This is a genomic window from Kosakonia sp. AG348 (assembly GCF_003337365.1).
In the GTDB taxonomy this organism is placed as follows: Bacteria; Pseudomonadota; Gammaproteobacteria; order Enterobacterales; family Enterobacteriaceae; genus Kosakonia.
Genome location: NZ_QPJR01000001.1, coordinates 312,330 through 325,564 on the forward strand (window position 1 = coordinate 312,330; position 13,235 = coordinate 325,564).

Here is a 13,235-nt window from a genome sequence, read left to right on the forward strand (position 1 = left end):
TACCGCAACGTCCGCACTAGCGATAGCGTTTTATAGGGCTTTTATGATCCTGTTCGGTAAGCCAGGCGAGCTTTTCGCCAATCTTACCTTCAAGGCCTCTTGTCGAGGGGTGATAATAGCGCGTCTGTGCCAGTTCTTGCGGGAAATATTCCTCACCGGCGGCATAGGCATTGGGTTCATCATGCGCGTAGCGATACTCCTGCCCGTAGCCCATCTCTTTCATCAGTTTGGTTGGCGCATTACGCAGATGAACCGGCACGTCATAATCGGGGCGATCGCGCGCATCCGCCAGTGCCGCTTTGAAGGCGGTATAAACCGCGTTACTTTTCGGCGCACAGGCAAGGTAGACAATCGCCTGCGCAATAGCACGTTCGCCTTCTGCAGGACCAACGCGTGTAAAACAATCCCAGGCGGCAATCGCGACCTGCATCGCACGCGGATCGGCGTTACCGACATCTTCAGAGGCAATCGCCAGGCAGCGGCGCGCGACATATAAAGGATCGCCACCGGCGGTGATAATTCGCGCATACCAATAAAGCGCAGCATCCGGCGCACTGCCGCGGACCGATTTGTGCAACGCGGAGATCAAATCGTAAAACCGATCGCCTTTGTTGTCGAAACGGGCGCTGCGTTCACCGGCAATTTCCTTGAGCAGTTCTGGATTTAATACACGCTTGCCGGAACTGTCGAGTTCCGCCATATCCGCCATCATCTCAAGCGTATTTAGCGCCCGGCGCGCATCACCGCCAACCAGCTCGGCAATCGCCCGTCGGGTTTCATCCGGCAGAACAATATCCTGCCCACCGTAACCGCGCACTTTGTCTTCCATCGCCTGCGTTAAAACCTGCTCGATATCCTCAGCGGTCAGCGATTTAAGCAAATAAACGCGCGCACGCGACAGCAATGCAGAATTGAGTTCAAAAGAGGGGTTTTCCGTCGTCGCGCCAATAAAAGTGATAGTGCCATCTTCAATATGCGGCAGAAAAGCATCCTGCTGGCTTTTATTAAAGCGATGAACCTCATCGACAAACAGAATGGTACGGCGCCCGGCATTACGGTTTTGACGCGCACGCTCAATGGCTTCACGGATCTCTTTCACGCCTGAGGTCACCGCAGAGATACGTTCTACATCCGCGCTGGCATAACGCGCGATCACTTCTGCGAGCGTGGTTTTGCCCGTTCCCGGCGGTCCCCACAAAATCATGGAGTGTAAGTGTCCGGCTTCTATCGCGCGCGGGAGCGGCTTACCCGGCGCTAACAAATGTTGCTGACCAATGTACTGCGCTAAATTTTCTGGCCGCATACGCGCGGCCAGAGGTTGAAACGCATTATCGGAGAAGTCGAGCGACATGTTACTCATGCACGCCTCTTACTTGCGTTGATCGTCAACCGTTACGCCCTTCGGCGGGGTAAAGGTAAATTTAGACGCATCAACGGTGCCATTTTGCTGTGATTTCAGCTGATAGCTGCTGCGCTGATCGTCCTGCTCAATGGCGCTAAATTGATGGATAGTGCCATCACGCCCCACGTTGATGGTGAACTGTTTCAGATTGCCGTTGTTGCCTTTCGGCGTCAGCACAAAATCGTCACCTTTTTGCTCAATATTGTACTGTTGCCAGTCGCTTGCCTGATTACGGGCTATCAGCATAAACGGCGTGTTACCCGTGGCGTCTTTCAGCCATGTCGCTGTTGCCTGCTCAACAAATGGGTTATAGAACCACAGCGTTTTACCATCTGACACCAGAACACTTTCATCCGGCTGGGTCATGTGCCAGTTGAACAAGTTTGGACGTTTCACCCACAGGTCGCCCTGACCTTCCTGCACCGCAGCGCCGCTGCCATCAGTCACTTTTTGAGTGAAGGTAGCGTGAAAGCTGCTGACTTTATCGAGACGGCTTTTCAGATCGCTGGAAGCATCAGCCCAGACATTGCTGACCAACAAACTACCCATTAATGCACAAACCAAAGCGACTTTTTTCATTGCTGTTCCTTAAATACGTCACTCCCGACGTGGGAGAATACTTCTGTCACTCTAAGCACCGTGAATCAACAGCAACAGAAGAAAAGACTGAATTTCTATTGCGTTACATATCCTTGCAATCAGTCAAACGGCGGCGGCGCCAGCACTTCACGGTTTCCGTTATGCCCTTGTTCGCTGACGATCCCCTGCGCTTCCATCTGCTCGATGATACGTGCTGCGCGGTTGTAGCCGATACGGAACTGGCGCTGTACGCCGGAGATTGAGGCTTTGCGTTTTTCAGTTACGAAGTTAACAGCCTGATCGAATAACGGATCCAGCTCTTCTCCCCCCTCAAAACCGCCACCTGCACCGCCTTCGCTTTCGCTATCCGAGGTAATGCCATCGACATATTGCGGTCGCCCGCGCGCTTTCCAGTCCTGCACAACGGCGTGCACTTCCTGGTCGCGAACGAATGCACCATGAACACGTACAGGTGCAGAGGTCGAGTTCGGGCCGGAATAGAGCATATCCCCCATTCCCAGCAGCGATTCCGCACCGCCCTGATCGAGGATGGTACGCGAGTCAATTTTGCTCGAAACAGTGAATGCGATACGTGTCGGGATGTTGGCTTTAATCAGACCAGTAATGACATCCACTGACGGACGCTGGGTCGCTAGCACCAAGTGAATGCCCGCAGCACGCGCTTTTTGCGCCAGACGTGCAATTAGCTCTTCCACTTTCTTACCGACGGTCATCATCAAATCGGCAAATTCATCCACCAGCACCACGATATACGGTAGTTTTTCCAGTACCGGATGCTCGACATCCATGCTGTCCCCCGGTTTCCAGTAAGGATCCGGGATCGGGCGGCCCATTCGCGCAGCTTCTGCGATCTTCTCGTTGTAGCCCGCCAGATTACGTACTCCGAGCGCCGACATCAGCTTGTAGCGACGCTCCATTTCGTTGACGCTCCAGCGCAAGGCATTAGCAGCGTCTTTCATGTCGGTGACGACTTCGGTAAGCAGGTGCGGGATCCCCTCATACACTGACAGCTCAAGCATTTTCGGGTCGATCATGATAAAGCGCACCTCTTCCGGCGTCGCTTTATACAGCATGCTGAGGATCATGGCATTCACGCCCACCGATTTACCTGAACCAGTTGTACCCGCAACTAACAGGTGCGGCATCTTCGCCAGGTCGGCTATTACCGGATCGCCCGCGATATCTTTCCCCAGCACTACCGTCAGCGGCGACGGGTTTTCGCGGAATTTCACGCAGTCCAGTACTTCACGCAGGTAAACGGTTTGGCGTTTCTTGTTCGGCAGTTCCAGACCCACATACGGTTTACCCGGAATAACTTCCACTACACGCACTGCAACAGTCGACAACGAACGTGCCAGATCGCGGGAGAGGTTCGAAATACGCGCAGCTTTCACACCTGGTGCAAGATTCAACTCAAAACGTGTGATAACCGGGCCTGGAGAATAGTTGACCACATCAGCTTTAATGCGGAAATCCGCCAGTCGCGCTTCCACCAGACGCGCCATCTGTTCCAGCGCAAACGTGTCTACCGGTTCGACTTCCGCTGGCGGCTGCGTCAGTAAATCCAGCGACGGCAGCGGTGTTGTCGGTTTTTGCATCGGCCGGCTGTCGCCATTACGCATTAGCAACGGATGAATCAGGCTTTCTTGCGGCTGCGGTTGCGCCACAGGTTGGTGAGCTGGCTGCTGATACTGCTGCGGCTGTGCGACAGGTTGATGCACCGGCTGCTGATATTGCTGCGGCTGTGCAACAGCCTGATGAGCTGGCTGCTGGTATTGCTGCTGTGCAACATGTTGATGCACTGGCTGCTGGTATTGCTGCTGCGCAACAGGTTGATGAGCTGGCTGCTGGTATTGCTGCTGCGCAACAGGTTGATGCACCGGCTGCTGGTATTGCTGCTGCGCAACAGGTTGATGAGCTGGCTGCTGGTATTGCTGCGGCTGTGCAACAGCTTGATGAGCTGGCTGCTGATAATGCTGCTGCGGTTGTTGTTGGCGCTGCTCTGCAGGGGACTCCTGCTCCGGCATCACGCCTGGTGTAAACAGCGGTTCGCCTGGGCCATCATCTACCAGCGTCTTCATTGGTGAGAACGCAAAGTCCTCCGGCGTAAACGCCTGAGTCCCGGCAGATTGTTCACCCGCATACCGCTGCTGCTGCGACGCAGCGAACTGACGCGCGAGCTCTGCCTCTTCAGCGTCTTCTTCACTCGGTACAGCATGCTGCGACTGGAATTGCGGCGTCTCATGCTGGAATCCATCACCATATCGATGGTGCTGCGTGGCGGCGAACTGGCGTGCCAGTTCATCCTGCTGCTGCATATCAGCATCGTCTTCAGTAAATTGATCGTGATGATGGCGCATTTCATCTTCTTCGCGCGCGCGCTCTTCGGCCATCCGCTGAGACGGCAACTTGATACCATAAGAAGCCAGTTCACGGCGCGTTGGTACACGGACCCGGTTCGGGCGCGGAAGCTGCGGGCCGATGCCCTCTTTCACCTGCGGACGCGGTGTACCACCTGCCGCAAGGCTGAACACCGGACCTGCCGCAGCGGTTGCCGCGGCTACGCTACTGGCAGCCTGCTGTACTCCGGCTGCAACTGGCGCAACGGTTGCTTCACCAGGCGGTATTGATGGCATAGTCGGCACAACCGGCTTCGAAACCGGTTCAATATTCTCAGGCTCAGGAATCGGCTGATACCACGCCGCCAGTTGCTCACGCTCGCGTGCACGTTTCTCCTCTACTTCTTCGAAGTAATAGAGCGGTGGGCGAGTCTGTTTCACTTCTTCAACGACAGGTTCAGGTTCGATTACGAGTTCTGGTGCCGGGGAGATTTGCGGCTGCGCCTCACCCTGCCATGGCAGCGGATCGTGTACCGGCTGCGTATAAATATCGTCCTCTTGCGGCTGCGCCGTCACTGGAGCTTCTGGCGTCCAGCTATCCTGCGCGACAGGCTGCTGCCAGTGTGGTTCTGCATATTGTGCAGACGGATGCGCCGCTTCCGGTGAAACCGACGGGTTTGATACAGGCTGATAAGATGCAGGAGCGTTATGCTCATCTGCCGTTGGCTGATACGCAGCAGCTTGCTGTACAGGCGGCTGCGCATAGGGCCATTCAATCTCCTGCGGTGCCTGCACCACCGGATCAACCGGCGCGGCATAAGCCTGCGCAGCGACAGTCGTCGCGGCAACAGCGGTGGCTACGGGGGCCGTTATGCTGCGACCATTGAGCAGCGGATCGTATTCCTGTTCTGTTTCAGTTGCGCGATGCCCGGAGAACAACACGTCGTCAGCGTCCGCAGGGATACCGCGAGCGCTATAAGCAATATCGTCTTCATCGTCATCCATCCGCTTACCGGAGAACAACGCCTCATCAGTTTTGCGCCCCATCGGATTCGCAAACTTTTCGGCAACCCGTTTTCGCCGCGCCAGTGCACCACGCAAAATACGGGTACGGCGAGATTCACGCGGAGTGTCGATATCACCTTTATCTTCATCATCCTCTTCATACTCTTCGTCATCGACCCAGGTATCATCACGACGGGTACGATTACTGGCAAAAGTGAGAATGTTGAGGATCACACTGCCAATTTTCTCGGCAATGGTCACCCATGACCACCCGGTGAACAGCGTCAAACCGGCGGCCCAGATACAGAGCAGTGCCAGCGTACCGCCACTGCTACGCAGCAGGGGTTGTAGCGTGGTACTTAGCAAGCTGCCAATGACGCCGCCGGAGGCGAAATACCAAATATCATCCGCATTAATCGCCGCAAGACCACAAGAAGTAAGGATCAGCGCCAGCGCGCCAATCATGCGCAGCGATACAGCAAAATAATCGATGTAGTCTTCACTGGCCCGATGGCGATAAGCAAACCAGCAGCCGCCGATAATAATCACCGGGATGGTATAAGCCATGATGCCAAAAATGAAAAACAGCGTATCGGCAAGCCACGCGCCGGGCACGCCGCCAAGATTATGGATAGGCTCATGCCAGGCCGTTTGCGACCAACTCGGATCGGACGGGTTAAAGCTGAGAAGCGCTGCCATTAACCAAACGGCAGAAAGTGAAACGAGGATCAGCAACGCCTCCAGGAGTCGACGTCCGCTGCTTAACTTGGTCAGTGTGACTTCTTTGTCTTCGGTGTATTCCTGGCTCAAGACAGGCTCTCCAGGTCCTTGATGCTAAAACGGACAACAGCGCCGGGTCTCCCCGGCACTGTTGCTGTATGGATTAACAGGAGTGTAATCAAAAAACAGCGATTTTGCACCTGTTCCGTATTAGCGCGTCTTAATTACCAGACGATTGCTCTGTTTGACTTCTTCCATTACCACATATGTGCGGGTGTCGTTAACGCCCGGCAGACGCAGCAGGGTTTCCCCTAACAGTTTGCGGTAAGCCGACATATCCGGTACTCGCGTCTTCAACAGATAGTCGAAATCGCCTGAAACCAGATGACACTCTTGAATCTCTTCAAGTTTTTGCACGGCAGCATTGAATTGTTCAAACACATCCGGCGCGCCACGATTCAGAGTAATCTCAACAAATACCAGAAGTGATGCATCCAGATAATGCGGGTTCAGCAGCGCCGTATAGCCCTGAATAAACCCTTGTCTTTCCAGCCTGCGCACACGCTCAAGGCATGGCGTTGGGGAAAGCCCCACTCGTTTAGAAAGCTCGACGTTGGAAATACGCCCATCTTTTTGCAATTCGTTCAGAATATTACGATCGATGCGGTCGAGATCTTTGCCAGGGCGCTTCTTGCTATCTACCATTATTATTGTCTCTCTGTATTCCTTCCCTACTCCTGTCTTGACCCTGTGCACTTCACTGTTCAGAGTCTTTGCCCGTCGCGCTACGCGGCGCGTAATGAAAGTTAGCGCGTCACGTAATCCCAGGGGCAGTATTGAGAAGACCGTTGCCTGGGGCAGCTATCGATATCACGAATGGCGTCTGTCCACGCCATACGTAGATTTCGCTAGCCCGGTAAAAATGGCATTTACATGCATGAATTTACGTCACGCGCGAAACACTGCTTTTTTTCTTCCTTTGATGTTTTCGCAAATGCGCAGGGGATTGTCAAAGCAAAACATCTTTTTTTAGTACAACATGCCAGATATTCATCAGGGTCGTTCCTTAATCATCATTTTATCACCTTATAACTGCCGCTTTTTCAGTAGGAATTATTATATTTAGGCGGTAAACAGCCCCTCAGCCATCGGTCCTTTCTATTACACATATCGTTAACAAAATCGCTGCACCCTTTTTTTACGCCGGTAAATTCCCTACAATCCAGCCCAATGTCTGCCAAACAACAATGAGGATCTCATGGGTACGGCCAAACATAGTAAGCTGCTTATCCTTGGTTCAGGCCCTGCCGGTTATACCGCTGCGGTCTATGCTGCGCGTGCAAACCTGCAACCCGTTCTGATTACCGGTATGGAAAAAGGCGGCCAGCTCACCACCACCACTGAAGTGGAAAACTGGCCGGGTGACCCGCACGATCTGACCGGGCCACTGCTGATGGAGCGCATGCATGAACATGCCACCAAATTTGATACCGAAATCATCTTCGATCACATCAACAGCGTGGATTTGCAAAATCGTCCGTTCCGCCTGACTGGCGACAGCGGCGAGTACACCTGCGACGCATTGATTATTGCCACTGGCGCGTCTGCGCGTTACTTGGGCCTGGCATCTGAAGAAGCATTCAAAGGCCGTGGCGTTTCCGCCTGCGCAACGTGTGACGGTTTCTTCTACCGCAACCAGAAAGTCGCGGTGATTGGCGGCGGTAACACCGCAGTGGAAGAAGCGCTGTATCTGGCAAATATTGCCTCTGAAGTGCATCTGATCCATCGCCGTGACACCTTCCGCGCGGAAAAAATCCTCATCAAACGCCTGATGGATAAAGTGGAAAGCGGCAATATTGTGCTGCACACTCACCGTACGCTGGAAGAGGTGACGGGCGATCAGATGGGCGTTAGCGGTCTGCGTCTGCGCGATACGCAGAATGCGGATAATGTCGAATCGCTGGAAGTTGCAGGTCTGTTTGTGGCTATCGGCCACAGCCCGAACACCGCTATCTTTGAAGGTCAACTGGCGCTGGAAAACGGCTACATCAAAGTGCAGTCCGGTATTCATGGTAACGCCACGCAAACCAGCGTTCCTGGCGTCTTTGCTGCGGGTGATGTCATGGATCATATTTACCGTCAGGCGATCACTTCTGCGGGTACAGGCTGTATGGCAGCGCTGGATGCAGAACGTTATCTCGACGGGCTGGCTGAACGTAAATAATCTTTACAACTCAGTAACAAAGGTAAAAAAGGCGACTATAAGTCGCCTTTATTTTTGCTCCGATGTAACATTGCGCCAGCTCAAAATCCGATAACTTCACCTGCAAAGCGCGCAATGAATAAAACCCGTCAACAAGAACTGACCCGCTGGTTAAAACAGCAAAGTATTATTTCCCGTCGCTGGCTGACGCTCTCCCGCCTGCTCGGCGTGGTCAGCGGCGTGCTGATCGTCGCGCAAGCCTGGATTATGGCGCGTATTCTGAACCATATGATTATGGAGAATATCCCGCGCGAAGCCCTGTTACTGCCGTTCACCTTGCTGGTTCTGATTTTTATCCTGCGCAGTTGGGTAGTCTGGCTACGTGAACGTGTCGGTTTCCATGCAGGTGCGCATATTCGCTTCGAAATCCGTCGTCAGGTTCTTGATCGACTGCATCAGGCTGGTCCGGCGTGGATCCAGGGAAAACCCGCAGGAAGTTGGGCCACGCTGATACTTGAGCAAATCGATGATATGCACGATTTCTACGCCCGCTACCTGCCGCAAATGGCGCTGGCGGCGAGCGTTCCGCTGCTGATTGTTATTACCCTGTTCCCGATTAACTGGGCTGCGGCGTTAATATTGCTGGGTACAGCTCCGTTAATTCCGCTCTTTATGGCGATGGTCGGAATGGGCGCGGCGGATGCAAACCGTCGTAACTTCAAAGCGCTGGCGCGCCTGAGCGGCCACTTCCTTGACCGCTTACGTGGAATGGAAACGCTACGCATTTTTGGCCGCGGTGCTGCAGAAACAGAAAATATTCGTCATGCCTCGCAGGATTTTCGCAGCCGCACCATGGAAGTGCTGCGCATGGCCTTCTTATCTTCCGGTGTGCTGGAGTTCTTCACCTCGTTATCGATTGCATTGGTGGCGGTCTACTTCGGTTTTTCCTATCTCGGCGAGCTGAATTTTGGTCACTACGGGGCTGGCGTAACCCTGTTCGCCGGTTTTCTCGCGTTAATTTTGGCACCGGAGTTCTTCCAGCCGCTGCGCGATCTCGGTACCTTTTATCACGCTAAAGCCCAGGCGATTGGCGCAGCGGATAGCCTGAAAACCTTTATGGAAGCGCCACTCGCACATCCGCAGCGAGGTGATATCACGCTGAAAACCGATGAGCCGGTAACACTGACGGCGAGCGATTTGCTGCTGAAATCTCCCGAAGGCGCAGTACTCGCCGGGCCGCTCAATTTTTCCCTGTCCGCGGGTCAGCGCGTCGTCGTGGTAGGAAGAAGCGGATCTGGCAAGAGTTCGCTTATCAATGTACTTTCCGGTTTTCTGCCTTATGAAGGTTCATTGCGCGTTAACGGCATCGAACTGAGTGAGTTAGATCCGGATAGCTGGCGCGAAGCGATAAGTTGGGTTGGGCAAAATCCGCAACTTCCCGCCACCACGTTGCGCGAAAATGTGCTGCTGTCACGCCCCACTGCCAGCGATGCAGAGCTGCAAGCCGTTCTGGATAAAGCCTGGGTCAGCGAGTTTCTGCAACTGCTGCCAGAGGGACTGGAAACACAGCCTGGCGATCAGGCGGTACGCCTCTCTGTTGGTCAGGCGCAGCGTGTGGCCGTTGCCCGTGCGCTGCTCTCTCCCTGCAAACTACTGTTGCTGGATGAACCTTCCGCCAGCCTTGATGCCCACAGTGAGCAACGCGTAATGCAGGCACTTACCGATGCCTCACGCCAGCAAACGACTCTGATGGTGACGCACCAGTTAGAAAACCTGGCTGACTGGGATGCTATCTGGGTAATGCAGGATGGCCAGATTATGGAACAAGGCAGCTACGCCGAACTCGTTGCTGCGAAGGGGATTTTTGCGGATCTCCTTGCCCATCGCCAGGAGGAGATTTAAATGCGCGCCTTACTGCCTTATCTCGCACTATATAAACGCCACAAGTGGATGTTGATGCTCGGGGTTATCCTCGCCGTTATCACTTTGCTTGCCAGCATTAGCCTGTTGACGCTCTCCGGCTGGTTCCTCTCTGCGTGCGCCGTGGTTGGCGTCGCGGGCATCTACAGTTTTAACTATATGCTGCCCGCCGCCGGTGTGCGTGGCGCAGCGATTATTCGTACGGCCGGGCGCTATTTTGAACGGCTGGTCAGCCATGATGCGACGTTTCGCGTACTGGAACATTTGCGCGTTTCGACATTCAGTAAACTGCTCCCCCTCTCCCCTGCCGGACTGGCGCGTTTTCGCCAGGGCGACCTACTGAACCGCGTCGTCGCCGATGTCGACACGCTCGATCATCTTTACCTGCGCGTCATCTCCCCGCTGGTTGGTGCACTGGTGGTGATCATTGTTGTCACCCTGGGTTTAAGCGTACTGGACATACCGCTGGCGCTGATATTAGGCGGTATCATGCTGGCAACCTTGATTATCCTGCCGCCGTTATTTTACCGCGCGGGCAAGCCGACCGGCGAAAGTCTGACTGCCCTGCGCGGGCAGTATCGCCAGCAATTAACCAGCTGGCTGCAAGGCCAGGCGGAGTTAACCATTTTTGGTGCCAGCCAGCGATATCGTGCGCAGTTAGAAAACACCGAACTTAGCTGGCATGACGCCCAGCGCCGTCAATCCGATATAAGTGCAGTCTCGCAGGCCGTGATGCTGCTCATCAGCGGCACGGCAGTGCTGGTTATGCTGTGGTTTGCTTCCGCCGATATTGGCGGTAACACGCAGCCCGGCGCGTTGATTGCGCTGTTTGTATTCTGTGCGCTTGCGGCTTTCGAAGCGCTGGCTCCGGTGACCGGTGCATTCCAGCACCTGGGGCAGGTTATCGCTTCCGCCATACGTATTACGCAGGTAACGGAATGCCAGCCGGAAGTGACGTTCCCGCAAAATAGTGTCATCACGCCAACAGATGTCGCCGTGCAATTCGATGCCCTGACATTTAACTACCCAGGCCAACCACAGCGTGCGCTGGACTCAATTTCTTTATCGATTGCCGCCGGAGAACATGTCGCGATCCTTGGCCGAACCGGGTGCGGCAAATCCACGTTATTGCAATTACTGACACGCGCATGGGATCCGCAGCAAGGAGAGATTCGTCTCAATAACCAGCCGCTGGCAAGCTTTGCGGAAGATGATTTACGCAAACTTATCAGTATGGTGCCACAGCGTGTTCATCTGTTTAGCGCAACGCTGCGTGATAACTTATTGCTGGCCTCACCGCAGGCCAGTGACGATACCCTGAGTGCGATGCTAACCCGCGTCGGACTGGAAAAACTGCTTGAGGATAATGGGCTCAACGCCTGGCTTGGTGAAGGTGGACGCCAGCTCTCCGGTGGTGAACTACGCCGTCTGGCGATTGCGCGCGCATTATTGCATGATGTACCGCTGGTGCTTCTGGACGAACCGACCGAAGGTCTGGATGCTGCTACAGAGAGCCAAATTCTTGAATTACTGGGTGATGTGATGAAAGGCAAAACGCTGCTGATGGTCACACACCGTCTGCGTGGACTGGCGCGTTGCGATCGGATAATTGTGATGGACAACGGGCAAATAATTGAGCAAGGTAATCACGCAGCGTTAATGGCGAAACAGGGTCGGTACTACCAGTTTAAGCAGCGTCTGTAGTGGCTATTCGTCATTTTGCCGTTTCTGTAACGGCAACGTTAAAGTGGAACGGCCAAAATGACGATAGTAAGTAGGGTCCCTTGTCGCGTTGTGGAGCACAGAAGTCATGCGCCTGGTGCAGCTCTCTCGTCATTCTATCGCTTTTCCTTCGCCCGAAGCGGCGTTGCGTGAACCCAATGGACTGCTGGCGCTGGGCGGCGATCTCAGTCCGGCGCGTTTGTTAATGGCCTACCAGCGCGGTATCTTCCCCTGGTTCTCGCCTGGCGACCCAATCCTGTGGTGGTCGCCCGATCCGCGCGCCGTGCTGTGGCCGGAAACCTTTCATGTCAGCCGCAGCATGAAGCGTTTTCATAAAACCTCTCCCTATCGCGTAACGCTGAATCATGCTTTTGGTCAGGTGATTGATGGCTGCTCGCAGGATCGCGATGAGGGCACGTGGATAACGCCTGACGTGGTGATGGCTTATCATCGCCTCCATGAGCTGGGGCATGCGCACTCGATTGAAGTCTGGGAAGGTAACGAGCTGGTGGGTGGGATGTATGGCGTGTCACAAGGGGCGCTGTTCTGCGGTGAATCAATGTTTAGTCGCCGTGTAAATGCCTCCAAAACAGCATTGCTTGTTTTTAGCGGCGAATTTGTACGCATGGGCGGCGAGTTAATTGATTGCCAGGTGCTGAATAGCCATACTGCGTCGCTCGGCGCCATTGAGATCCCGCGGCGGGATTATCTTTTACACCTCGAGAAAATGCGCAAACTTCCGCTCCCTTCCCACTTCTGGGTGCCCCGAACGCTGTTTTCATCGCTCTGACGAATGTTTTCGGCACATTTTTTATCAGGGTGTTATAATGGACGCTCAGAGCAGCTTTTGCCTGTTGCCCCGCCCCACCCGGGAGTTGTTCGTATCAGGGATGCCCTTCGCTTTACTCCACCGCTCCCCTTTACGGTTGCGCTTTTAGCGCGTCCTGGCTGTTGGCGTGAGGGTAACTGGCAAAAGTCGTTTTGCTGCGTTTTATCAGCGCAAATCTTTACTTAACAGACGAACTTCGGCATTATCTTGCCGGTTCAAAAATTATGGTAGTGATACCCCCGAGGATTAGATGGCCAAAGAAGACAATATTGAAATGCAGGGTACCGTTCTTGAAACGTTGCCTAATACGATGTTCCGCGTAGAACTGGAAAACGGTCACGTGGTCACTGCGCATATCTCCGGTAAAATGCGTAAAAACTACATCCGCATTCTGACGGGCGATAAAGTGACTGTGGAACTGACCCCGTACGACCTGAGCAAAGGCCGCATTGTCTTCCGTAGCCGCTAAGATCTTCCATCAGCACAGCTAAGCGC

The 13,235-nt window shown here is 54.2% G+C and carries 9 protein-coding genes and 1 pseudogene; 6 read left to right on the forward strand and 4 right to left on the reverse strand.

Annotation, left to right across the window (positions count from 1 at the left end; all coding sequences use genetic code 11):
* Nucleotides 1–16 precede the first annotated feature (16 nt).
* From rarA to lrp, 4 genes are all read right to left on the reverse strand, one after another.
* Nucleotides 17–1,360, reverse strand: a complete 1,344-nt coding sequence (rarA, locus tag DFO56_RS01595) for a replication-associated recombination protein RarA (RefSeq protein ID WP_045506662.1) — start codon at nucleotides 1,358–1,360, stop codon at nucleotides 17–19.
* Between the two features lie 9 nt (nucleotides 1,361–1,369).
* Entirely contained in the window at nucleotides 1,370–1,981 is a 612-nt protein-coding gene (gene lolA, locus DFO56_RS01600; protein WP_045506659.1) for an outer membrane lipoprotein chaperone LolA, read from the reverse strand.
* 119 nt (nucleotides 1,982–2,100) lie between these two features.
* Nucleotides 2,101–6,156 (reverse strand): DNA translocase FtsK 4TM domain-containing protein, encoded by a 4,056-nt coding sequence (locus DFO56_RS01605; protein WP_045506656.1) that lies wholly within the window; start codon nucleotides 6,154–6,156, stop codon nucleotides 2,101–2,103.
* 120 nt (nucleotides 6,157–6,276) lie between these two features.
* Complete coding sequence (lrp, locus tag DFO56_RS01610) at nucleotides 6,277–6,771, reverse strand: leucine-responsive transcriptional regulator Lrp (protein WP_000228469.1); 495 nt, start codon at nucleotides 6,769–6,771, stop codon at nucleotides 6,277–6,279.
* 553 nt (nucleotides 6,772–7,324) lie between these two features.
* Here lrp and trxB point away from each other — a divergent pair.
* The 6 genes and pseudogenes from trxB to infA all read left to right on the forward strand — a co-directional run bounded on the left by trxB (nucleotide 7,325) and on the right by infA (nucleotide 13,209).
* Complete coding sequence (gene trxB / locus DFO56_RS01620) at nucleotides 7,325–8,290, forward strand: thioredoxin-disulfide reductase (RefSeq protein ID WP_020457224.1); 966 nt, start codon at nucleotides 7,325–7,327, stop codon at nucleotides 8,288–8,290.
* Between the two features lie 114 nt (nucleotides 8,291–8,404).
* Entirely contained in the window at nucleotides 8,405–10,171 is a 1,767-nt protein-coding gene (cydD, locus tag DFO56_RS01625; RefSeq protein ID WP_045506654.1) for a cysteine/glutathione ABC transporter permease/ATP-binding protein CydD, read from the forward strand.
* Nucleotides 10,172–11,893 carry a cysteine/glutathione ABC transporter ATP-binding protein/permease CydC gene (gene cydC / locus DFO56_RS01630; protein ID WP_045506653.1) on the forward strand — a complete coding sequence of 574 codons (1,722 nt, stop codon included), beginning with the start codon at nucleotides 10,172–10,174 and terminating at the stop codon, nucleotides 11,891–11,893.
* A 106-nt stretch (nucleotides 11,894–11,999) separates the two neighbouring features.
* Nucleotides 12,000–12,701: a leucyl/phenylalanyl-tRNA--protein transferase gene (aat, locus tag DFO56_RS01635; protein WP_020457221.1), complete on the forward strand. Its 702-nt coding sequence runs from the start codon at nucleotides 12,000–12,002 to the stop codon at nucleotides 12,699–12,701.
* Nucleotides 12,702–12,890: 189 nt separating this feature from the next.
* Nucleotides 12,891–13,063 (forward strand): annotated as a pseudogene (locus tag DFO56_RS25110) (hypothetical protein); the annotation flags it as partial.
* Nucleotides 12,991–13,209 carry a translation initiation factor IF-1 gene (infA, locus tag DFO56_RS01640; RefSeq protein ID WP_001040187.1) on the forward strand — a complete coding sequence of 73 codons (219 nt, stop codon included), beginning with the start codon at nucleotides 12,991–12,993 and terminating at the stop codon, nucleotides 13,207–13,209. The pseudogene DFO56_RS25110 and the gene infA, both read left to right, overlap by 73 nt.
* Nucleotides 13,210–13,235 lie beyond the last annotated feature (26 nt).